Raw genomic sequence first — 22,537 nt, 5'->3', positions numbered from 1 at the left:
AGTGTTTTATGAACCATACACCATCGCCGACATTGGGAAATTTCATTGAGAATGACCAAGATACGAGTTGTTATATTATAACAAAAACTAGATATCAACCGTCATTTGTTTATTTATGTCAGTTCTATGCCAAATTCTTTAACCAGCATAGCTACAATGAAAAAGCAGACGATTGAAACAATGGCACAAATACCCAACGAGAACCAAAACGAATAGCGACTCAATAGAAACGGAAAGATAAGAAACATTGGTAATGTCGGCAATACATACCAAAAGGTATAGTAAGCATGATTGGCAAGCTTTTCCTGACCTTGTCCCTCAATATACATCCAAATCAATGCCAAAATAGTCACTGTAGGCAGCGCGGCTATTAGAGAACCCACTTTATCACTCCTTTTCGCCACTTCAGATATCAAAACCACTATCCCAGCGGTTAATGCGTACTTTGTAATGATCCACAACATAAAATCGTTACCTTATAAACCTGAAAGCCATATCCACTGGATAGCTTTTCTCACCGGTGGTGCATACCTATGTAGAAGCCGACATTAGTTATCAAAACGCCTGACATGTGTACCATTAAGGGTGAAGAACCGGCCATTCCCCCGTTGCAACAGTGCGACAAAACCCATTGCAGTCCTCTAATGCGACTTCGAATTTGATTCAAACTATACTCCCCCCTAGTATCAAATACTACCCCCCAGTATAAATTAAGTGCTACATTATCAGTTAGAATCGCTCCGTTTGAAATTTAAAGAAGATCGCCATGTCGCATACAACCAGAGATCAGAAGAAGCTCAACACACGTGTCAGTAAAATACAGGGGCAAGTGAATGGTCTTAAAAAAATGCTCGAAGCAGAGCACGAATGCCAAGATGTACTGCAGCAGATTGCCGCTATTCGCGGTGCAGTAAATGGTTTAATGCGTGAGGTGATCAAAGGTCACTTGCTCGAGCACGTCGTGCTTGAAGACGAGAAAGAACAACGTGAAGCAGATATGGAAGTTGTATTGAAGGTTCTAGATTCTTACATCAAATAATAGTGACCAAGGCTTGGAAGTTATGCCTAGCTGCTTATGCTCGGCGCTTCTTGAAAGCGCGCCAGCCGATGCTTAAAAAGGTTTTAGCAACCACACCTAAAGCACTGAGCTTAGGATCACTATCTTTTCCCGCTGCGATACGCCACATCTGGTGTTCATACCAAATTAGACCTACCATAGAAGACTTGTCCAACTTGGGTTTACCCGTTGTTGGAGTCGTTAAAGGCATGCCATAACTGGGGTCAGCCATCAGCTTATTAGGGAATTCTGGGTCAACCGCCATTGTTCTCGCAATGCCAATAAAATCTGTAGCAGAAGTTGTAAGCGCCTCGTTCATTGCTGGACCGCTACGAAAGCCGCCTGTGACAACCAAAGGCGTGCTAACCAGTTCCCTCACTTTAACCATATAATCAATGAAGTAAGCTTCTCGCTTTAGGGTACTTTCTTTGATCTTCTTACCATCGGATCCCATCATTGATGGATTTTCATAAGTACCACCGGAGATTTCCACGAGATCGATACCCTGATTACTCAACGCCTGAACGACCTGCATCGACTCTTCTTCGGTAAAGCCTCCCTTCATGAAATCAGCGCTATTAAGTTTTATCCCGATAGGAAAATCCAGTCCAACTTGATTACGAATCGCTTGATAGAGCTCGAGAACAAATCTGAGTCTATTTTCTAGCGAACCTCCCCACATATCTTCTCGCTGATTATGTCGTGAAGATAAGAATTGGCTTACAAGGTAACCATGAGCCCCATGGATTTGTACACCAGTGAACCCAACTTGTTTAGCTAATTTAGCACTGAGTGCAAACTTATTGATAATGCCATAAATCTCGTTTTCAGTAAGCTCACGTGGGGTATTGAAGCTTTTCTTTAATCCACCTTCCAGCGAAATTGCAGAAGGTGCTACAGGTTCAGCACATAAAAATTTAGGTATTTGTTTACCAGGATGATTAAGTTGCGCCCAAATCTGTGCGTCGTTTTGTTTTCCAGCTTTCGCCCACTGTTTGAAGATTGCTAAATCGCTCTGCTCATCCAAAACAACATTATTCGGTTCACCCAAAGCCGTTCGGTCAACCATGATGTTCCCCGTCATAGATAGCCCAACACCACCTTGCGCCCAACGCTGGTAAAGAGTGACTAAGCCAGAAGTCGGGTTATGGTGTTTGTCGCCAAGTTGTTCACTCATTGCTGATTTAAACAGACGATTCTTGATCACTTGACCATTAGCGAGTGCGAAGGATTCACTGAGAGGGTTATTGTTCATGGGGACTCTTCTTAAATGAGGACTTGAACAGTATGCCCTGTTTTCTCTTTTGCTCCGAGTGTTTAATGCTCAGAGCGCCCACTTTAGCCAAAGTGCTCTAAGATTAATTTTTGAAGAAGGAGTACATGACACACGGATAATAACAGAATTTTATTATTTTTATAATTACTAATAATTTTTTAAAATCGAATGTTACTCCTATACTTCTCTACATCGAAACGAACACGAAACAAATAATCAATACAGTTTTTGGAGAAAGTTATGAAAATGAATCACGTTGGTATCATGGTTGGCGATATGGACAAAGCGGTAGAGTTCTACACTAAAGCGCTGGGTCTTCGCGTTGTAATGAACAACACTAAAGTTATCGAAGAACGTGAATCTGCAATCGGTCGTATGTGTATTGCAGTATTTGGTGAAGGCTTTAAAGGTTTCAACATCGCTCACCTAGTGACTACTGATGGCATCGGTGTCGAGCTATTCGAAATGGTTGATCGTGAAGAACGCCATAACGTTGATTTCTCTCGTCTTGGCATCTTCCATTTCTGTCTTCAATTACCAAAAGAACAGTTTGATTCAGCAATCAAACGTGTAGAAGAGTTTGGCGGTAAAGTACGCATGGACATTCACCGTTACCACCCAGAAGACGAACTAAAACAAGCACAAATGGTTTACCTTGAAGACCCGTTTGGTAACTTATTTGAGTTTTACTCGCACTCTTACGAAGATACTTACGCTTCTGATTACGAGTAAATAGTCCTACTCAATGAATAACATTTGAATGCCTACTAGTTGACCCTAGTAGGCATTTATTTAGTCACTTGTTGAAAAAGTCAGCTACGGCATCCGCTGAAAGTGTTACGGCTTCTGGTTTATAGTAAAAATCAACATGGCTAAATTCAGCCAAGGCCAACACTTCATGTTCATTGGTTAGCTTTTCAATAAACGCGGTAGAACAAATAGCTGTTGGCGCATCTTGCCCATATACCACTATGGTTGGCTGAACGATTTTATCTGCGTAGTGCTCACACAGAGAGAACAGCGACTGCATTGATTGATCAGCAATGTGCATGTTAGTGAAGTTCTCTATCGCTACTGGTCCACGATAACCATCACGACCGTAATAGTCGTAACTTTCCCCAGCCATGTCTGGATAAGCCGCTGTACCAACAAATTCTTCTTTCGACTGTTCATCATTCAAGCCGAACGATGCAACATAATCTGGTTGGCCCGTTTCAAACATTTGCTGCTTTGACGCATTCGCTGCAGCGATCATTTGATGCGCCATTGCTTTATCAGTCCACTGGAAGGCATCTGCTGCCATCATGCCGGATACTAGCGCGAGCTTTTTGATTCGGTGGTCGGTCACAGAGGCAGAAGCCATAATTGAGCCACCCTGACAAATACCCAGACCGTAAACTTCTTCCACATACGGCAGTGTGCCTAAGAAAGAAACTGCATCCCAAGTGTTCTCGATCAAACGAAACATGTAGCGAGACTGCATATGTTCGCCTGCCAATGCTGGTGAATCTCCCATGCCTAGGTAATCAAACGCTAAGAAAACAAACCCGCGTTCAGCCATTTCAGGGCCATATGTCGCTAGAACCTGCTCTTTTACCTGTGGAAATGGGCTCGCGCCAAGAACAGCTTTGTATTTCTTGTTCTCATCAAACCCTTCCGGAAGGTATAGATTACCGACTAAATCGACACCAAATGATTTAAATGTTATTTGTTTGATTTTCATATGTATTACCTTTCACTTCTGTCTTGGTCTTGTAGGGATCAAATACTGGGATTAACTCGAGCGTTGTCGTGTCATGCCTTTGTAATCGATGAAGATATGTTAGGTCGTATGAAGAGATTTAGCAGTGCACAAAACTGCGTGAGTTGTATACGAATCTGCGAGAACGAAAAAAGTGCAACATAGGGTGTCAAAACTAAAAAAGGCAGCTAAATTTAGCTGCCTCGATAAAGGTAATGGAGTTATTGGGTCCTAGTCACATCACGCATGGTTTTTTCTAGATCTTGATAGTATGGGTTCCAAGTTAATCTAGCATGCACCTTCCCTTCTTCTTCGTATCCCCAAGCTGACCACCACACGTCGCCGCCCTGCTCGCAGTATGCGACCGCGTCATCATCCATGCTATTCATACACATGGTATAAATCGCATCTTGCCCATAGTAAGGATTTGTCGGTGCAAACAGAGGGCTCATATGCGATGCCGTACTAATTTTAAGAGCCTCTAACTTCATGCTCGATACAGTAACCGAGTCTTGTTCTATTTTTGATTCACCATACCAAAGCAACTGATTGTTGGGATTAGTAAAGCGTTGCTGATAAAAGTCGTTAACCGCTTTAGGGTCGATAATGCTGTCAGCTTCACTCAGCACAATCAGAGTCGGAACCTCGACTTTATGACCTTTCAAGAGCTTTCTTAATTCTACAGCACTGTCTGTATATGCTATCGCACCATTAAGTGGAGCAGAGTTATAACGAGCTAAGTTATCTTCTTCGGTGCTATATCCGTCAAAGAAGAGTGAAGCAAGTGGCGCTAACTTTTCAAGATAAGGCGCTTGAGATTGAAAGCCGGGAGAAAATAGTAGCAATCCATCAACGTTGCCCTCTTCAATAGCATGAATCGTCACAAGGTTTCCACCAGTCGAGAAACCACCTAACCACACTTCATCATAATCTTGCTTCAATAAATCAGCATAGTGGTCAACAATCGTTTGCCAATCATTGTAGCTTGGCAGCATTAAGTCACTAGGCTTACTTCCATGCCCAGGTAATAGCAAAACCTGCACGTGAAAGCCTTGCTGTTGTAATGACGGAGCAATATCAGAAAAACTGTATGGAGAGTCGCCTAAGCCGTGAACCAATAAAACCGCTTTGTTGGTCGTATGTTCAGGGAAAAATTCAAACGGCATATTCATTGCGATTTCATTTTCGCTTTCATCACTGATATAACCGCGGTTTTCGACCAACCACTCTTCAGTTACAGATAGATACTGACCAAATGAGGGTTGAAGGTAATCGTAATAGTCCGGTGATTGGTTTAACGCATTTGAAGTACCTGAAGCACAACCTACTAAGTAGAAAACGACACCAAGTAACAGTGATTTAAATAGATTCGCAAACATGCCTCTATACCCTCTCTTTTGCGATAAGCTAATTTTCAGCAACGACTAGGGTTAGAATATTAAATCGTCTTGACCATAGAAGCAGTGCACAAAACAGCGAGAGTTGTATACATAATCACGAAATTCGCATCACCGTATTTTTGTATACACATTTCGGTGTTTTATACACTGCTCTACCAACAAAAATTGATCATAATGGTTGGGTCCTTAATGGCCTAAGCTCATAACATGATTGGCCAACACTCTTCTTCACTTAATGAGGCTGAACAATGAAGACATTCCACTTTGAAACCATTGCAGAGCAAAATGCAGCCCTTGGTCTTCGTCCACCAGAGCATCCTTTAATTGACGTGATTAAAATGAGTTCAAATAGTGAGGACAACCAATTGAACTGCGAGGGTAGCCTTGCACTTTCCACCAGCTTTTACTCCATATCGCTCAAACATATCTCCTCTGGCGAGCTGATGTACGGTCGCACTAAGTATGACTGCTCGAATGGAACGATGCTGTTTATCGCGCCTAATCAGGAAGTCAAAGCCAATGGAATAAAGATAGACTCTGTTGCTCGCACAATCTGCTTTCACTCTGACTACGTTAGAGGTCATAAACTGAAAGATGAACTCAAGCAGTATCAGTTCTTCAATTATTCAGTTAACGAAGCACTGCACCTTTCACCAAAGGAAGAGCAACATATGGCGGCGATGTTTGACGCTCTCGAAGCAGAGTGTAACAACAACTTAGACGCGTTTAGCAAAGACCTGATTCTGTCGCAAATCAGTACGTTATTGATGTACGCCAATCGCTATTACCATCGACAATTTCTAATGCGCAAAGAGGCTGACACTTCTGTATATAATCGATTTACTAATCTGCTAGACACTCGCTTGCAAGCCATCATTGAAGAGTCAGCAACGATTCCAGAAGTCGAAGAGTTGGCGCAGAGCATGAACATGACCAGTCGATATTTAACCGATGCGCTAAAAGCAGAAACAGGTAAAACAACCAAAGATTGGATTCACTTTGCGTTGATTGATAAGTCTAAAGATCGCTTACTTTCGAGTAAGGATTCCGTAGCGACCATCGCCTACAGCCTAGGATTTGAGTACCCTCAGTATTTTTCGCGATTATTCAAAAATAAAGTAGGAATGACACCTTCTGAGTATCGAGCAAAGAATATTCGCCATTAACTGTAAAAGTTGGAAACTACACACATACCACTTAAAAGGCCCTTCTAATAAACCTAAACCAATTTTCTTGGTGGGTTTCTTCATATTGCTGTAACTCAGAATTGGACAATTCAGTGTTAGACAATCTACTAATTTAGCTTTATACGGATAACTTTTAGTATTGCAAAGTTACTTAATGAAATGTCCAGATCTAGGATTTAAGCGCCCTATGATCACAAAGGCATCAAACTCGACCTTGGGGCACTATTTAGCGGTAAGCAATATGCGTAAATTATTCTTCAACTGTTTAATTACATCTGAGTATGGCAATTCCCATTCCTCAGAAAGGTGTTGAATTACTCTATCAACATCTGAGGGGAACAATACTTGCCCTGAGACTTTTGCAAACGGTCCATCTGTCTCCAACAGCACTTTTTGTCGTGGTATCCAAGATACGATTCGTTTTCCTCGAGCAGAGGCCAGCATGGCTGGACCTATAGAGAAATAGCAACCTAGCTCAACCGCTTTTAACAGCTGTTTTTTGGTTCCCAAGAACCAGTGCAATATTGACGTACCTGCGTTGGGGTGCTCTTGGAGACAAAGTAGTGTTTCTTCAACTGCATTTAGGCTATGAATGGTCAAAATTTTATCATTGAATGACTCACATTTTTTTAAAATGTGACTAAAAACAAGTAATTGATCATCAAAATGCTCTCTCCAGCCTTTTGATCCATCTAGTCCGATCTCACCAATATATTTAGTTTTCTCTATAAGTCGATCGAAAACTGATAGTTCATTCTTCCTTAAATGAGCTAGTTGAGGATGTAACCCCAAAGCAGTTTTGCAGTGCTTAAGTCCTTTTGTAAGATTAACAGTGCCTTCGAAGGCTGAAGGCACTGTTGTTACAGATAATACGTAATAATTTGAACGCTCAATGTCATCCAATACTTTCTCATGATCGGGGTATAGGTCAACGTGGCAATGCAAATCCATCATGATGTTTTGTTTGCCTCTATAAACACTTCAACTTCCATCAAACCACGCTTAATCATTGCCTCCAAAGCATTACGTAAAGACTTATCTAGTGGGATGGGACCAGATTTCCGTAACCAAGATTTGTAACTATTGGTTTGCTTCAACCGGATAATGGCGGTTTGAACAGCTTGTAGGTCGTCTCTTGTACCCTTTTCTTTAACTAGTGTTTTCAATCGCTTTGTTTTATATGGTGCATCATCATCAAAGCCAGCATGATGCACTGATGCTCTTCTAATTAGACAAGGTACGCAGTGCCCACATTGTATATGCTCTCTGTGCCAGTGACTGCATGAAACGCTTAGCGGTACGGCTTTTTTGATAGCGTTTTGGTCAACGCACTCAGCCAGCATCTCGCCCTTTGTTTTAAACTGATAAGGGTTTACGAATTTGATGTCAAAACCTATACGCGTCAGCAATTCTTCCAATCTCTGCAAGAAGTTCGGATGCGTAGTTCTCGTACTGTGGCTTCCTATTCGCCTTCTAGTTAGCGGCGGGTTGATAGAGATATAGCCATTTTCAGGAACTATAATGGTTTTAATACTGGCATCACTGTTAGCACTTCTTAGTGCGGACATACCCAATACGGCCATCGCCAAGAAATTAAAGCTTCTTCCTCGCATACTTATGTCAGTTTTGCCTTCACAAAGTTTAGTGATGTGAGGAGAGATTGAATAGGAGAGTTCTGCAAATGGCGAAGATAACAAAGTTTTAATTTGTTCTTGTTTTGCACCATCTCCACGATAGGCGTGACTTACTAAGAGAGGCTTATAGTCTGACTCTCCATTAAGGATATCAATGGCACCAACAGCACTATCAAGACCGCCAGAAAATAGGCAAACAGCATTTTTTCCTAGAAGAGTTTTGGCTTTATATTTAGCCAGCTTACTTATCTTAGGTTTAGGTATTTCCATTGATGTCTGCTCAAAAGTGAACATCCATTGATCGCCAGTAAGAAAGTTCAAAATTGAGCTCAATTGAGCCCCCTCTGCATCCCATATATTCGGATCACTTACTGGGATGTGAAGGTGCATTTGTCTTGACCAAGCATTCTCTGCCTTTTCTCTTAGCTCAAAAGTATCAGCTGCGGTAACAGCGGAAGCTATTGTGATCAAATCAATTGCCTTAGGTTCAACAGCAACTCCCAAGTCTCTTACTGTTTGCAGTAGCCCTCTGGAAGCTAAGCTGTGTTTTTTTTCATCATATTCGTGAGTGTGGAAGAGTTGAACTGGGTGGCATGACTCTGAATATTCCGGTAGTTGGTTTGGATTATCACTGAAGTAAAATTTAGTCATCGAAACTCTCCCATTCTTCAACTGTCATTGCGATGGCATCAGCTTGAATCTTGGTAATGTTATTTCTGGTGACATTGCTAGGGTTGCCATTAGTGACCTTGTCTAGCTGCTCCTGAGCTATTACCTTGATAAGCTCCCTTAGCTCAACTTCCATGCTATGGTGCTTGCTAGCAGGTTCTACGTGGAACCAAGCCCTGCCCATACCTTCAACCACATCTTGGAAAATCAAGTCAGTTAAATAACAGCCGATGGCTTGTTGAATAACTTCTTCAGTAAAACTATTTGGATCGAAATCTTCGGTATCAGGTAGGGCTTCTTCCAGCGCGTAATCTAAGGCAATTCTCACAGAGTCTGAGTCAGCATTATCAGGAGCTAAATGTGAAGCAATTCTATCAATAGCTTGGTCAGTGGATAGGCCTTTCAAGTCATTTAAGGAAAGGCTTTGGTTGTTGACGGTAACAGTGTCTCCACGCATCACACCAAGTAAACCAGTACCAGCCGTTATCCCACTAGCCAATCTTCGGCTTGTGGTTTTTCCACCACCAGAGCCTTTCTTAGAATAACTCTTTAGTGCTCGTCTTAGATCAGAGCTTGAACCTCCGGCCTTGGCATAATTCCCGAATTCTCTTCTAGCTCCTGCAAAACGGTTTGCAGGATTGGCAGTACCAGATGGTTTGCCGATTTCCTGCTGAACTTTTTCATTGTCGACTTCCTTGTCACCTTGATTTTCCCCGTCTGGGCTACCAGTATCTTGAGCGGGCTCAATTGTTACAGGCGGGCTTTGTTCAGCCCATGACGGAATGAGTGGGCTCTGGTTGTTAGGGCCAGTTGATGATGCTGAAGTACCCATTTATACCTACTTTTCTAATTCCTTGATAATTACATTCAACCACCTTTGCTTTGGTAGTCCCTTCACGTAAGTTAACAGCGCCTTTTTACATTTAGGCTCTTCAACAGCTAGTAGTCTCGCGCCATATATGCCTGGGGGAGCTTTTGACCAATCACTTACAGTCCTGAAGTTTTCAATTAGTCCATCCATCACTGCTAAATAGTCTTCTCTTGGGGTCGCTGCTATCGCATTTTGGTTTGTATGGCTTAGTCTTTCCGTTTGTTTCATCAAATCCTTCACAAGCTTTTGAGCAGCACCGGACATGACTGCATTCACTAGGCCCATGGGGATACTCTCTCTACTTAAGTATGCCGCTGGGGTCAGGTTCACATTTGCAAACATCGGTGGTAGCTTCGACCACTTATCAAGAAAGGCTAAATCTAGCTTCCACTCTTCTGGTAAATCCATATCATCGAATTCAATTTCTGGATCTTCTAATTGAGTCAGAATCTTTGGGGAACCACTCTCTGCATCAATCAACTGATACAGTTTGTTTGTTGCTTGAGTCCCCAAGCAACGCTCAAATATTACCAATTTGGTAATGGTTTTCTCATCCAACTGCATACCACGACGAAGTGCTGTTTTTCTTCTCATTTTTACCTGATTTAAAAGGCGTTTAACAATTCGAGGGTTCCCATTTATATTGGAGGACTCTGCGAGCAATGGAGCAAGTTGTTCGGCCACGATGAACTTACTTCTGAGTTCGTCTTTACCCTGAACATCTTGAACTTTATCAACGTCCAAAAGCTCATCGACTGATATGGGTGACTGCTTCCAAGATAGCTGAAGGGACTGCTCTAGGCTTTCCCTAAGCCCCTCAAGCTGGTCACTCGTAACGCCATGATCTTGAGCTGTCAACATCATCAGGTAAGCTCTAATTTCTAGAGTACCAGGTCTTGGAACGTGTACTGGGATTTGAATTAATTTATCTAGGTAGTCTGTTTGGTGGCGCTGTGAAGCACCCTTATGATATTCCGGAACAGCTAAGCGAATCATATCTTCGTCTGCCGCAATCACGAATGCTGTATTTGGTAAAAACAAAAATAGCCGTATAGCTTCCAACGTAGAGATGGCATTGAATGGCGAGCAACGATCCAAATTATCGACATAAACTATGAGCGGTTTATCAAATTCACTCAACAAGTCTGAGTAGGCTTTGCGGAACTCTTTAATTTCCTTGGGGGGTGATAAAGCCTTTTTAGATTTTAGAATTCCTTTGCTGTCTTTAGCTACCTGCTTCGCGCCATCTACAGCATCCTTAGCATCACCAAAATCTAGTTCACCATCTTCACCACCGCTAAACAATCCCATCAACTTCTGAAAACCGCCCATGGTCGGGACGCCAGCTAAAGCGGCACCACCATCCATCAAAAGTCCTAAAGATCTAATGATGTCAACACGTCCTGCAAATTCTTTAGCCTTTTTGCTCAAGCTGGCGTTGCCTTTTGCTTGCTTTAACAAGGACGATGCAATTGTCTCTAATAGCGCTGCTTTAGCATCGTCATAACCTTGATACATCCAAGCATCGAAATGTACTTGAATATAATCTTGGCTCTCTTCAGAAATTGCTTTTTTGGTCAGCTCTAAGATTGTTGATTTTCCTGCGCCCCAGTCACCGAAAACGCCAACAGATATAGGCATCAACTCCTTTTCAGTGATTAGATCCTTAATCGATTCAGCTGTCTCACTAAAATTTAAAAAGTCTAGTGAGGATTCTTTATCAGACCACATTTTCACTCCATTACAGCATTAGTTTGATTTTGATTGTTCAAACTTTTTGTGAAAGCAATATGCCAGAGAGTTCTCTGTGGCCTTTGAGCTTTCGTTTTTGTCCTTATCTTTTATGGGGATTAAGCAGTGATAATTCAACTATTTGCATAAATTAATTTTATAGGCCATTAGTCCTAACGGAACAGATAGAATTTTTTAGGTTTTGTACGGGGGAAGTGATTACTTTTAGTAGGGCAAACGCCTACTGCCTCATTCTTGAAGAGTACTGGCTCTAAACGATTTTGGGGCATTTCCGTGTTTCAGGTTGACCTAGTAAACAATCTCAAATAGCAATGAGTTCCCACCTTTAGCTACTAAACCTCTACTACGTTCTCTGCTGATAGTGATAGAATCCCCGCGTCAGAATTATCGAGAAACTCTATGTTTATCCACCATGTTAACGGCATCGACTGGCTGGTGATTACAGCTTTTGAAGAGCTCAAACCTATATTTATCGAAGATGCCGGTAGAATCACTTCTTGCTTCTCTACTACCAGTGAATTGAGCCTGATTGATCAAGCTAAGCGCTGTTATGGATTTTTGCCTAAACTCAGCGGTGTAATCACCGATACTGGTACTTTTCAAAGCAAGGACAATGAAGAAGATTTGAACCCACAGCTTGCCTGCCTAGTTGAGGGGCGCGGTCGGGTGTTTATCTATCACGGTGGCTTTGTCGCTTTCGTAGATGAAGAACAAACCTTTATTACCCGAATGGATTAAAAAGCACTCGGTGAGTGATATCCTTAGCGAGAATTAAAAAAGTCAGCCTACTGGGCTGACTCTTTTATATAAGATCAGTTTTTTCTAGATTAGATATGATTCAGCAGGTTACATCCGTCTATTACTGAGATTGGTGACCAGTCTTTTTCGCAAACTTTTGCATCGCCTCGGCAAACGTTGTAGTTCGGCCTTTCGCCTGCACTTGTACTACCTTGTACCCTGCTTTTTCCAGTGCTTGGCGCTCTGCTAAAACGGCTTTGTCGTCTTGCTGGCTGCCGGTAGCTGGCTGATGAATGTAACATCCCTCTAGTTGACCATCTTCAACCAGTTGGTGGTGTTTCAGTGCATTGATATCAAAATTCATAGTACGTCTTTAATTAAATTTGGGGGAATTGCTTTGGTAGGTTACATGCGCTTTAAGGGCTTAACCACAGTATCAAGCCCTTCAATCTTTAACGCTAGACAAAGTTTCAATAAGTCACCCAGCTCTCCGCTCGGGAAGCCTTTCTTATCAAACCAAAGTAAATACTCTTCAGGTAAGTCGATTAATACTCTTCCAGCATACTTGCCAAAAGGCATTTGCATTCTGGCTAGCTTGATTAGATTCTCTTTTTCTAGCATAGGGTCATTCTATAGTCTTTCCGAACTATCAAGGGTAACACCTAATCTTTCTACCCAATAGTTAATTGCGTCTTTTGCATCATCTAAGGAGTCAATTAGCGTCGAAAAGTCTTTGTTACCTGCTTCACGATCAATGGCAGCAAATAGAGGCGTTCCATCTTGCGCATCACTTACGAGCAACTCGACACTCGCACTACCTACATTAGTATGCTCACCAGTCGCGACTTTAGAAATCGTTGACATGGCTAAACCAAAAGGTAAGACACTGCTGGTCACGGCTAAGATTGGGTTAGGTGTTTCTACATTACTAAGCGCAATGCTTAGGCGCAAGCTATTGCCAGTCGGCTCATCAACCACTGACTTGTACGGGGAGATTTTCTCTTTTAAACGGTCGACCATGTATTCAGTCAGTTCTTGAATATCGTCTTGGCTTAACGTCCCTTCTTCAGCCACAACAAAGACTTGGTCGATCACCACAGAATCATACTCATCTAACTTTGATTGGAGTCTTTCTGCATCTCTTAGCCCTACCCGAGCCCATACTAAGTCGACGCCACCTTTAGGACCTGGTTGAAAGTCTTCATAGGTTGTAAATTTAGTCGCCCGTTGAATGGGACCGCCAGCACAACCGGCAATAATGATGGCAACTAGGAGGATTAGTAGAGACTTTAGAGATGTCATGTATAGCACTCAAGTTTGTAATTTCAACAACAAAAGAATGCTATACCATATGTGGATTTTATGTCGATTTGAATGCGATAAAAATAGGAGCCAAGTCTAAATTAACTAGGTTGGATTCGGTGAGCATACTCGACAATCACTTGGTTCCCTTCTATATAAGCATTTTGGATTTCACCATCAACACTCATGCGACTCTGCAAATACACTATTTTCGGACCGCTAGTTTGACTCTCTTTAAGGGACGGAATTATGTTGTGAGGCTCTAGTTGGAGTAATCGACAAAATTTGGCGACAAATTGCATAGTAAGAGGGGTTTCTCCACGTAGGACCTGAGAAAACGTTAGCTGATTAATTCCCAATTTTTTAGCGAATTCCATTTGAGTCAGGCGCATTTTTGACTTTTGTGACATCCATGTTTGATAGAGCGCCTCTCTATCCTTATCAGTAAATTCCATAACCACTCCTTATATAATTCTATGGACAGAATTGTCGAGGTTTTAGCACATACCGTTGTCATGCCAGAGTCAGTGAAAGTCAGCACTTTGTAGAAGTAACAATGCATTAGGTTGCAAAGCAATAAAAATCCTTACCAGCCCCAAAGTATTCACAATGTAAATTAATCATGCCAATAAGTTCAATATATTCAATAATTTAACAAGAATAAAAGTTGCATTTACGCAAGGTAAATTTTCGCAATTAATTTTAAATCGAGAGTAGCCTTCCACAATCATCTCATTCACTTAGCTTTTATAAAAAGCCTTGGCTACATTTCGCTTGCCTATACATAACGGCACTTTTGGCAAACTATTTGAAAAAATAGGACGCAAAGCTTCCGGTCTGTCGGTACATTTGTACCTATGATAGCGGGGTTGCCACTTAATCTGAGATTGAGTGTTTACGTATGCCTGAGTGTCATCTTTTTGTCATCGAAATCTTAAGGACAAATGATGAACAAACTCCCAAACAAGTCACTTATCGCGCTAGCTCTTCTTAGCATCAGCGGAACAAGTTTCGGCCATGGTTACATTTCTGCTTACGAGAATGGCGTAGCACAAGGTCGAGCAGCCTTATGTAACACAGCAGCAAGTGGTACCAACGAGAAAAATGCCAACTGTGGCGGTATTCAATATGAACCACAAAGTGTAGAGGGCCCGGATGGCTTTCCAGTAACAGGCCCCCGCGATGGTAAAATTGCCAGCGCAGAAACATCACTTGCGGCAGCGTTAGACGAGCAAACTGCTGATCGTTGGGTAAAACGCCCTATCCAAGCGGGTAACCAATACTTCGAGTGGACCTTCACTGCAAACCACGTCACCAAAGATTGGAAGTACTATATTACTAAGCCAGATTGGAACCCGAACCAACCGCTGGCTCGTGACTCTTTTGACTTAGAGCCCTTCTGTGTCGTTGACGGTGGTATGGTTCAACCACCTAAGCGCGTAAGTCATTTATGTAACGTTCCTGAGCGAGAAGGTTACCAGGTTATTCTAGCGGTTTGGGATGTGGGTGATACCGCCGCGTCTTTTTACAACGTTATTGACGTGAAATTCGATGGCGATGGCCCAGACCTTCCTGATTGGAATCAAGGCGGACAGATCTACCCAACGCAAAACTTACATGCCGGTGACACTGTTTATACACGCGTATTTGACCAAAATGGTGAGAATATCGCCTACCGTACTGAGTTGACTATTGATTCAGACGAACATGGTGTAGCGACGAACTGGTCACATGCTTTAGCGTCTAAGATCAACCAAGAACAAACTTTGCTCCAAGCGGGTAAAATTGGCGATGATGGTAGTTTTACTCCGGTCTACGGTACGAACCCAGTTTACCTCAAACAAAATTCTGGGCTAAAGAGTGTCGAGATTGGTTATAAGATTGAAACACCTGAACCAGACTACAGCGTTGATGTATCTGGCCTAGAACAAGAGTACGTGATTGGTGAAAATGCTACAGAACTAGACCTAACGCTCACAGCTACTGGCGATGTTAATACTGAAATGACAGTATACAACCACCACCGTGAGCCTCTGGCAGCATACTCAGCTGAAATGACTGATGGTCAGGTAGAAGGCGTTTCATTAACGTTATCTAAATCTGAGCCAGGTCATCATATGCTTGTTGTCGTGGTCAAAGATCAAAAAGGCAACGTGATTGATCAAAACACGCTCGACTTCCACCTAATCGAAGAGCAAACTCCTCCGCCTTCTGATGACTATGATTTTGTTTTCCCGCAATCTGTAGACAGTTATACGGCAGGCACGAAAGTCTTAGCGACAGATGGTGCAGTCTATGAATGTAAGCCTTTCCCATATTCTGGTTACTGTATCCAATGGTCTCCATCTGCGACACAATATGAACCAGGAACTGGCTCTCACTGGACTGACGCTTGGAACAAAGTGAACTAACCTTTTAAAAATAAAGAAATTAAAACGGATGTTTCTATACATCCGTTTTTTTCTTTTTATCCTACAAATAGTTGGAACTGACAACTCACTCTTACAAATCGTAACCACGGCAGTATGCGTTCAAAAGCTCAGTGCGTTTATATTCGACCAATCATTTACCCACCAACAATAGGATTGATCAACTCATGAATAAACGTCTACTCGTATCTTCCTGCCTCATCTTAAGCCCGCTTGTCGTGCAAGCAGCAGGCACAGAATCCGTTGCAGATAGTGTTATCGCGAACCAACGAGCAGCTCTTGCTCAAAATACTCAAGGACAAGGGTTTGGCCCTCAGTCACCTCGTGATATCGATAACCTTGCTGGTAACAATTCCCGTTACTTTGGTATGGCACCTGATTACTCACAAATGAACCTGTGCAATATTCACTTCCATAAAAATGCCGAACATAAAGGCGGGGAATTTAATAAATACGCAGGTAATGGTGACGGAAAAGGTTTCAACACAGGATATGTCTATAACGGTCAACTAAGTGACGCTGAGCTTAAGCCGTATAAAGGCGATGTGGGAGCTAAAGGTCACGGAGAACTTAAGCCTGGAGATACCATTGAGCTTCACTATGTACACTCAACGGCACAAGTTAAACCGGGCCCAACATTGGGCTCATGTCTAAGTGACTCGATTTCAAATCCGCAATTGCGAGTCGAAACTCAGGTATTTGTTTTAGTAAACGATGAAAGCGCGCTTGATTTAGTAGACCTAACCAAAGTCGAGTTCAAGAATGGCGTTTATCAATCAGCAAATATCCCAACGAATACCGGTAAACCTATCCAGTATGCAGGTTCAACTACAGGCCCGAGCTACAACGAACAAGGCTCACCATTGCAAGTCACCTGGAGCGTTCGACCGAAAGTAGCAAAAGTAGATATTGCTTCGGTGGGAAGATGGTTAGCGAATAATGAGTTCGATGAAGATCATGCTCACGGCGTGCGTAACCTAGTCGTCAACCCTGATTTATTATCGTCGGGTCACTAAATCTCTAGGCTACTAAAACTTTATTCGCTTAAAATAACGCCCTTTATCACGTAGATCGCGATAAAGGGCGTATAGATTTTCGAGTAGTGAAACGACTCAGTACATTGGTGAGTTAGATTAGAACCAACTTGATATTAAGCGCTTAAACCAATCCATTAGCTTTTTGAAGATCCCACCTTCTTCGACATCCTGTTGTGCAACTATTGTGGCGCTAGCGACTTCTTTGCCTTCAACACTATAGATAACGCTTCCTAATGGGTCACCTTTACGAATTGGCGCGACAAGTTCTCCGGTAAATTCAACTTCTGCGGTTAGCTTATTTGCATCACCCTTAGGTAGAGTAATCAAAACGCTTTCATCAACTCCAGCAGGAACATGGTCTAACTCCCCCATCCACACTCTGGCTTGGGCTAATGTGTCACTTTGTTTGGTTGGCGAAACAGTATCAAAGAATCGAAAACCATAACTCAGTAGCTGCTTACTTTCTGATTCACGGCTTTTCGCACTGCTAGAGCCCATTACTACGGAAATCAGCCTCATATCACCGTTCGTTGCTGACGTCGCTAAACTGTAACCTGCACCACTCGTATAACCCGTTTTCATGCCATCAACGTTTAAGCTGCGATCTCGTAGCAACCCATTTCGGTTGTACTGAGTAATACCGTTATAGGTATATGAAGTTTCACTATACAAAGGATAAATATCTGGCAAGTCTCGAATGATTGCCTGACTAAGTAGAGCAATATCGTGCGGGGTTGAATACAAGCCGTCACTGTCCAAGCCATGAGGATTCGTATACGAGCTGTTAGATAGACCTAGCTTTTGCGCCCAGCTATTCATTAAACCAACAAACGCATCTTCACTACCAGCAACGTGCTCAGCAATAGCTACACTGGCATCATTACCAGACTGAACAATCAGCCCTCGATAAAGATCCATAAGTTGAACATCCGTCCCCACTTCAATGAACATTTTCGAGGAATCCGGGAAGTTTTTTGCCCAAGCATTACGGCTAATGCGCACTTGATCATCTAAAGAAATGTTACCGCTATTTACTTCTTGTCCAGCGACATAAGCCGTCATTAGCTTTGTTAAACTGGCAGGATTCAATTTCTTATCGGAATTTTTTTCTACCAACACTTCGCCAGTGTTGTAGTCGATCAGAATATAGCCCTTGGCACCCAATGACGGAGGATCTGGGATGATTGTTGGCGCTGCTAATGCACCGAAGGAGAGAGAAATAGTCGAAAGAAGCGCTGTTGCGGATAAAAAACGCGTTGTCATGATATGCGACGTCTCACTGTAAGTCATTTATGGTCCACTTCAGTATAGACAAGCCGAGATGAGTTTCAGCTACTCTGAAACCAATCGTTACCATTCAATAAGAAATTTCCAAATTATTCCGTATTTATCTCAAATTTAAGCACAAAAAAACCAGCGACTTAACCGCTGGTTTTCAGAAACTTAACTTTTATTAAGCTGCTTTCAAAAGCGCTTCTTTCTTAGCCATCAATTTTTCTCGGTAAGCAAACCATACGTAAGTCGCCACAATAGAGAAGAACAAGTAAGAAAGTGAGAATACAAATGGTGAGCTGATTAAGTCTTGTGACAAGCCCCAAGAGACACCAGCTACTGTCACTGCAATCTTAGAGAACAAGCCACATAGCAATAGTACAAGTGCTAACTGAGGGAAACGGCTACTTCTAAAGGCGAACCAGTAACAAGTACCAACCGCTAGAGTTGAAATGTATAAACCAAGCAAGAATGAATGTAGGTGCTCTGCGGATGCAACACCTGCGGAAATTGACACCATAAAGATTAGAAATAGCTTCATACATCACCTCGTACTTCAAAAGTTAGGAAAAGCTTCCTTTCATTTTTGCAAACTCATTTTGCGGTTATTTTCGCCATTTCTGAGCTAAATACAAGTGCTATTTTTGCTTATTTTATAACCTATTTAACCCCTTGCTGGATATGTGAAATTTTTGTTAATTGTCTAATTTAGTTAGTATATTATTGTCAGGGGTTTAACTTAGTAAGACTAATATTTGATGTTTCTGACGTTACAATTAAGTAACATTGGTTACATTTTAAAATAGTTTGAAATTTGTGATTATCATCGCCTAATGTGTCGAGTTTTATATGAAGTCGCCATCCATAAACTTAGTTTTCATAAATGTACCGTAACGTAAAAAATCACACGACAAATTAGTGTGAGCTCGACCACTGTTCACCCTATTATCTCTCGAATCACGACCTGTGGTTTGATACCTTTGCCGCACAAATTTTTACGTACTACATACCATGCCCTCAGAGTACCGAATTCGTAAGATCGTTGAGATAGGTGACACCTTACACAGGTGTGGCTGCGCTCCTTACAAGTTAGAAAAATACACTCAGTTTTACGCTCGTAAACATGGCGTCGATGTCATGATTCAAGCAACGCCAACAACGGTCAATTATCAGTTTCCAGATGACAATAACGCTGTAGTGATGAAGCGTCATCAACCTGCGTCGATTAACCTTAGTTTGCTTGCTAACACCATTATTCGCATCAATCAGCCAAGCCATGAGCCCGTGCCAGAGCCCGCCGGTTATCCTAAATGGGCTATCGCGTTAGCCAATATGGGCATACCTCCCGCTTACCTAATGCTGGTCGGTTCAACGTTAGACGCTATCTATATCTCTATTTTTCTCGGTTTTATGGTTTGGGGAACGCAGCAAGTATGTCGAGCACGTCGTTCTATCGCAGCCGAATTCATTGCCGCATTACTGACCGGTATTTTTGTCGCTTTCTTTGCGAGTACAAGTGCTGAGATCCCGGTATGGGCGTTATGTATTGCCGCCATTGTTCTGTTTGTTCCCGGATTATCGATCGCAAACTCTTTGGAATGTTTAGCGTTTAACGATCTTGTCTCTGGTACCAGCCTTCTCGGGCAAAGCGCCCTATCCCTTATCAAGCTTTTTGTCGGCATTGTGATGGGGCTAAACATTGGTGAATCTATATGGGGCCAAGCCGAACCATTTAGCTACACCAATGAAGTGCCTACTTGGCTGCACATTTTTGGATTGTTTCTGATTTCTACTTCGTTAGGGGTGATCTTTAATGCTCGACCAAAAGATATTCTGTTGGGCTTACCTGTTGCTATGCTCGGCATGTGGGGGCCTTTCTATCTTGGGTTTGAAAGCGGTTGGGTTGTCGGAACTTGGGTAACAACGGTTTTAATTACTTTGTATGGTACATGGGTCGCCAAGAAGATGGATCTGACAGGTTCAATCTATATTGTACAAGGGATCATTATTCTCGTTCCTGGTAGCCGCGTACTTGTCAGTGCCAGTCAATCGGTATTTGAGCAATCCATTCTGCCGATTCCTAGTATTGGCTTATCAGCACTCTTTATGTTCTCAGCGATTGTAGCTGGCCAGATTACTGCTTACTCAATCTACTCACCAAAGATCGAGCGTTAAGCCAGCCTAAAAGAAAGAGCCCTATTCAAATATCGCTCTTAAGCGGCTTTTGAATAGGGCTCTTTGCCTCTATGTTTCATATTGCGTTTAAAGCTTCCTTTACCCTTCTTCGCTTTCTCCACTTTGGTTTTAAACAGTTTGCTCGTCACCATTGCTTTTAACGCGTTGTCTTTGATTTGACCTCGACCTATCTCGACTTCAACTTCTCTGTTTTCGCAGCTGGGCTCACCACCGCGTTTTTTCGTTGCCATACGGCCTCCTAATTGTCTTGTTGTCATTGGCTTTTCGCTATAGATAGCTTCAAAAATCATCGTTCGATCGCACTATCACAAACCAATTGTTCAAATGTTACACTATTTATAGATAAATCATCAAAATTTTCGAAACTATACCTAGCGCAAATTTCTAATGAAAACCCATGTTTTAAGAGGCAAAAGCCCCCTATTCTTATTGACTTAGTTGCACGTGGCTTTAGACTGAATATCAGCTTGAAAACGGTACTTGTTTACTTTCGCCGTTCCGTTAGATTTTATTGATATCTGTCGTGACGTCGTGCGCAATAGCAATCTCCTTTTCCACGCTATCGATGCCGTATGGCTTTTACATGATTTATCAAGGATATACATTATGTCTAACACTGTAACTGGTACAGTTAAATGGTTTAACGAAACTAAAGGTTTTGGCTTCATTCAACAAGAAAACGGTCCAGACGTTTTCGCTCACTTCTCTGCAATCACTGGTGACGGCTTCCGTACTCTAGTTGAAGGCCAGAAGGTTGAGTTCGTTGTGACTACTGGTCAAAAAGGTCCTCAAGCTGAGAACATTAAAGTACTTTAATTCTTAAGTACTAAAGTTTTACAATAGCCAGCATTACGCTGGCTATTTTTTTATTAAAGAAGTTTTATGGCTCTCAAACCAACAATTTATAAGTTCCGCATTTCACTCTCTGACACCAATCGAGACCTTTACGATTCAACACAATTAACGGTCGCTCAACATCCGTCTGAAACCGTCCCTCGAATGATGGCACGAGTATTAGCTTTCTGCGTTAAATGGCAACCAGAGTTAGCACTAACGAAAGGCCTATCAACCACTGAAGAGCCTGATCTATGGGTAAAATCACTTGATGACCAAATCCAACTTTGGATTGATATTGGTGAACCATCACTCGATCGCATTAAGAAAGCATGTCGAATTGCGCCAAACGTCGATGTGTTCTCATTTAATAGTAAATCTGATGTTTGGTGGCAGCAGACTAAGAATAAAGTTCACCAATACAAAGCGAATATCTATCGCTTCGACCCATCAAGTATTGAAGCATTTGCGGAAACAATTGAACGCAGTATGGACCTATCGGTCATGATTACCGGTGAAAGTCTGTTTGTTGATTCAGATAAAGGCTCATTTGAAATCACTTTAGAGCAGCTACAAACCAATGACTGATTTGAGAAAACAGCTCAATGATATTCAAGCGGATTCAATTCCAGCTATTGAGCCGTTTAAAAAGTCATTCTCGATGTTTGTCGACCAACATGGTTCTCTATTTGAAAGAGCCTGCAAAAGAAAACCTGACGTAGAACCTACTCAGCATCTATTAGGTTTATTGACCAAAGCTCACATTGAAGAAGCGAGCGCGGTCGAATCCTTCTCAGAAGCTTCAGCAGCAATGCATGAGTTGATAAGTGATAAGCTTGGTAATCAGAATGCGGGAAAATTTGAGGAGCAAGGTAGTAATCAATTGATCTTGGTTACTCACTTATGGCTGTACGTTCAAGGGTATTTTCGAATGGACTTTAGCCTAGCCAACGATCATGCGATGAACTCTGCTGAACTTATTGCAGCATCAACATTAAAGCCTGCTCAAGAGCTACGCACCCAGTTTTTGGAAAGCTTCTATCTGGGGATGGAACGTTCTCCTATTACCGTGAAACGCCCATCTAGAATATTGCTTTGGTTGAAGCAGTTATTTGGCTAATTTCACACGAATAAGCTTCTAA

25 protein-coding genes and 1 riboswitch are annotated in these 22,537 nt (G+C 42.2%); of the genes, 10 read left to right on the top strand and 15 right to left on the bottom strand.

Features of this window, described 5'->3' with window-relative positions; genetic code table 11:
- Positions 1 to 113: 113 nt before the first annotated feature.
- Positions 114 to 464 (bottom strand): DUF3147 family protein, encoded by a 351-nt coding sequence (locus AAFX28_RS06525; RefSeq protein WP_408686654.1) that lies wholly within the window; start codon positions 462 to 464, stop codon positions 114 to 116.
- Positions 465 to 766: 302 nt separating this feature from the next.
- On the opposite strand from AAFX28_RS06525, the gene rcnR reads away from it, so the two are divergent.
- Complete coding sequence (gene rcnR / locus AAFX28_RS06520) at positions 767 to 1,039, top strand: Ni(II)/Co(II)-binding transcriptional repressor RcnR (protein ID WP_408686653.1); 273 nt, start codon at positions 767 to 769, stop codon at positions 1,037 to 1,039.
- A gap of 34 nt (positions 1,040 to 1,073) precedes the next feature.
- Here rcnR and AAFX28_RS06515 read toward each other — a convergent pair whose 3' ends face one another.
- Complete coding sequence (locus AAFX28_RS06515; RefSeq protein WP_408686652.1) at positions 1,074 to 2,312, bottom strand: NADH:flavin oxidoreductase/NADH oxidase family protein; 1,239 nt, start codon at positions 2,310 to 2,312, stop codon at positions 1,074 to 1,076.
- Positions 2,313 to 2,573: 261 nt separating this feature from the next.
- Between AAFX28_RS06515 and AAFX28_RS06510 the strand changes: the two genes are divergently transcribed.
- On the top strand, positions 2,574 to 3,065 hold the full coding sequence (locus tag AAFX28_RS06510; RefSeq protein ID WP_408686651.1) for a VOC family protein: 492 nt from the start codon (positions 2,574 to 2,576) through the stop codon (positions 3,063 to 3,065).
- A 64-nt stretch (positions 3,066 to 3,129) separates the two neighbouring features.
- Here AAFX28_RS06510 and AAFX28_RS06505 read toward each other — a convergent pair whose 3' ends face one another.
- Together AAFX28_RS06505 and AAFX28_RS06500 are read right to left on the bottom strand one after the other, a co-directional pair.
- Positions 3,130 to 4,056 (bottom strand): alpha/beta hydrolase, encoded by a 927-nt coding sequence (locus AAFX28_RS06505; RefSeq protein WP_408686650.1) that lies wholly within the window; start codon positions 4,054 to 4,056, stop codon positions 3,130 to 3,132.
- A 239-nt stretch (positions 4,057 to 4,295) separates the two neighbouring features.
- Positions 4,296 to 5,453 (bottom strand): alpha/beta hydrolase, encoded by a 1,158-nt coding sequence (locus AAFX28_RS06500; RefSeq protein WP_408686649.1) that lies wholly within the window; start codon positions 5,451 to 5,453, stop codon positions 4,296 to 4,298.
- A gap of 269 nt (positions 5,454 to 5,722) precedes the next feature.
- Between AAFX28_RS06500 and AAFX28_RS06495 the strand changes: the two genes are divergently transcribed.
- The gene (locus tag AAFX28_RS06495) at positions 5,723 to 6,640 is read left to right on the top strand and encodes a helix-turn-helix domain-containing protein (RefSeq protein ID WP_408686648.1); all 918 of its coding nucleotides are present in this window, start codon (positions 5,723 to 5,725) and stop codon (positions 6,638 to 6,640) included.
- Between the two features lie 243 nt (positions 6,641 to 6,883).
- Here the strand turns inward: AAFX28_RS06495 and qatD are convergent, their stop codons facing one another.
- Genes qatD through AAFX28_RS06475 form a run of 4 tightly spaced genes read right to left on the bottom strand, consistent with a single transcriptional unit; the run spans position 6,884 to position 11,566 of the window.
- Entirely contained in the window at positions 6,884 to 7,615 is a 732-nt protein-coding gene (gene qatD, locus AAFX28_RS06490; protein ID WP_408686647.1) for a Qat anti-phage system TatD family nuclease QatD, read from the bottom strand.
- Positions 7,612 to 8,946: a Qat anti-phage system QueC-like protein QatC gene (gene qatC, locus AAFX28_RS06485; protein ID WP_408686646.1), complete on the bottom strand. Its 1,335-nt coding sequence runs from the start codon at positions 8,944 to 8,946 to the stop codon at positions 7,612 to 7,614. Before qatC ends, qatD begins: the two co-directional genes overlap by 4 nt.
- Positions 8,939 to 9,796, bottom strand: coding sequence for a hypothetical protein (locus AAFX28_RS06480; RefSeq protein ID WP_371724683.1), 858 nt, complete (start codon positions 9,794 to 9,796; stop codon positions 8,939 to 8,941). Before AAFX28_RS06480 ends, qatC begins: the two co-directional genes overlap by 8 nt.
- A gap of 6 nt (positions 9,797 to 9,802) precedes the next feature.
- Positions 9,803 to 11,566: a P-loop NTPase fold protein gene (locus AAFX28_RS06475; RefSeq protein WP_408686645.1), complete on the bottom strand. Its 1,764-nt coding sequence runs from the start codon at positions 11,564 to 11,566 to the stop codon at positions 9,803 to 9,805.
- A gap of 420 nt (positions 11,567 to 11,986) precedes the next feature.
- Between AAFX28_RS06475 and AAFX28_RS06470 the strand changes: the two genes are divergently transcribed.
- A complete protein-coding gene (locus AAFX28_RS06470; RefSeq protein ID WP_408686644.1) occupies positions 11,987 to 12,325 on the top strand; it encodes a cytosolic protein in 339 nt (112 codons plus the stop codon).
- A 121-nt stretch (positions 12,326 to 12,446) separates the two neighbouring features.
- Here AAFX28_RS06470 and AAFX28_RS06465 read toward each other — a convergent pair whose 3' ends face one another.
- From AAFX28_RS06465 to AAFX28_RS06450, 4 genes are all read right to left on the bottom strand, one after another.
- Positions 12,447 to 12,689 carry a hypothetical protein gene (locus tag AAFX28_RS06465; RefSeq protein ID WP_408686643.1) on the bottom strand — a complete coding sequence of 81 codons (243 nt, stop codon included), beginning with the start codon at positions 12,687 to 12,689 and terminating at the stop codon, positions 12,447 to 12,449.
- 41 nt (positions 12,690 to 12,730) lie between these two features.
- Complete coding sequence (locus tag AAFX28_RS06460; RefSeq protein WP_408686642.1) at positions 12,731 to 12,946, bottom strand: DUF3820 family protein; 216 nt, start codon at positions 12,944 to 12,946, stop codon at positions 12,731 to 12,733.
- A gap of 9 nt (positions 12,947 to 12,955) precedes the next feature.
- A complete protein-coding gene (locus tag AAFX28_RS06455; RefSeq protein ID WP_408686641.1) occupies positions 12,956 to 13,627 on the bottom strand; it encodes a DUF3313 domain-containing protein in 672 nt (223 codons plus the stop codon).
- A 101-nt stretch (positions 13,628 to 13,728) separates the two neighbouring features.
- A complete protein-coding gene (locus tag AAFX28_RS06450) occupies positions 13,729 to 14,082 on the bottom strand; it encodes a helix-turn-helix domain-containing protein (RefSeq protein ID WP_408686640.1) in 354 nt (117 codons plus the stop codon).
- Positions 14,083 to 14,415: 333 nt separating this feature from the next.
- A riboswitch (cyclic di-GMP riboswitch) is annotated at positions 14,416 to 14,504 on the top strand.
- Between the two features lie 70 nt (positions 14,505 to 14,574).
- Here AAFX28_RS06450 and gbpA point away from each other — a divergent pair.
- Positions 14,575 to 16,038 carry an N-acetylglucosamine-binding protein GbpA gene (gene gbpA, locus AAFX28_RS06445; protein ID WP_408686830.1) on the top strand — a complete coding sequence of 488 codons (1,464 nt, stop codon included), beginning with the start codon at positions 14,575 to 14,577 and terminating at the stop codon, positions 16,036 to 16,038.
- A 185-nt stretch (positions 16,039 to 16,223) separates the two neighbouring features.
- Positions 16,224 to 17,072 carry a delta-class carbonic anhydrase gene (locus AAFX28_RS06440; protein ID WP_408686639.1) on the top strand — a complete coding sequence of 283 codons (849 nt, stop codon included), beginning with the start codon at positions 16,224 to 16,226 and terminating at the stop codon, positions 17,070 to 17,072.
- Between the two features lie 117 nt (positions 17,073 to 17,189).
- Here the strand turns inward: AAFX28_RS06440 and AAFX28_RS06435 are convergent, their stop codons facing one another.
- Positions 17,190 to 18,356 (bottom strand): serine hydrolase, encoded by a 1,167-nt coding sequence (locus tag AAFX28_RS06435; protein WP_408686829.1) that lies wholly within the window; start codon positions 18,354 to 18,356, stop codon positions 17,190 to 17,192.
- 190 nt (positions 18,357 to 18,546) lie between these two features.
- Positions 18,547 to 18,906: an NADH:ubiquinone oxidoreductase gene (locus AAFX28_RS06430; protein WP_408686638.1), complete on the bottom strand. Its 360-nt coding sequence runs from the start codon at positions 18,904 to 18,906 to the stop codon at positions 18,547 to 18,549.
- Positions 18,907 to 19,376: 470 nt separating this feature from the next.
- Here AAFX28_RS06430 and AAFX28_RS06425 point away from each other — a divergent pair, with 470 nt between their 5' ends.
- Complete coding sequence (locus AAFX28_RS06425; protein ID WP_408686637.1) at positions 19,377 to 20,540, top strand: threonine/serine exporter family protein; 1,164 nt, start codon at positions 19,377 to 19,379, stop codon at positions 20,538 to 20,540.
- Between the two features lie 38 nt (positions 20,541 to 20,578).
- Here AAFX28_RS06425 and AAFX28_RS06420 read toward each other — a convergent pair whose 3' ends face one another.
- Entirely contained in the window at positions 20,579 to 20,791 is a 213-nt protein-coding gene (locus tag AAFX28_RS06420; RefSeq protein ID WP_408686636.1) for an alternative ribosome-rescue factor A, read from the bottom strand.
- Between the two features lie 376 nt (positions 20,792 to 21,167).
- Here AAFX28_RS06420 and AAFX28_RS06415 point away from each other — a divergent pair, with 376 nt between their 5' ends.
- The 3 genes from AAFX28_RS06415 to AAFX28_RS06405 all read left to right on the top strand — a co-directional run bounded on the left by AAFX28_RS06415 (position 21,168) and on the right by AAFX28_RS06405 (position 22,515).
- The gene (locus tag AAFX28_RS06415) at positions 21,168 to 21,377 is read left to right on the top strand and encodes a cold-shock protein (RefSeq protein WP_004412161.1); all 210 of its coding nucleotides are present in this window, start codon (positions 21,168 to 21,170) and stop codon (positions 21,375 to 21,377) included.
- A gap of 66 nt (positions 21,378 to 21,443) precedes the next feature.
- Positions 21,444 to 21,983 (top strand): YaeQ family protein, encoded by a 540-nt coding sequence (locus AAFX28_RS06410; protein WP_408686635.1) that lies wholly within the window; start codon positions 21,444 to 21,446, stop codon positions 21,981 to 21,983.
- The gene (locus tag AAFX28_RS06405; protein ID WP_408686634.1) at positions 21,976 to 22,515 is read left to right on the top strand and encodes a hypothetical protein; all 540 of its coding nucleotides are present in this window, start codon (positions 21,976 to 21,978) and stop codon (positions 22,513 to 22,515) included. Before AAFX28_RS06410 ends, AAFX28_RS06405 begins: the two co-directional genes overlap by 8 nt.
- The last annotated feature ends 22 nt before the right edge of the window (positions 22,516 to 22,537 follow it).

It is taken from the genome of Vibrio sp. TBV020 (assembly GCF_046056895.1).
In the GTDB taxonomy this organism is placed as follows: Bacteria; Pseudomonadota; Gammaproteobacteria; order Enterobacterales; family Vibrionaceae; genus Vibrio.
The sequence above is the reverse complement of the archived record's forward strand: the minus strand, read 5'-3'. Positions and strand labels throughout refer to the sequence as shown.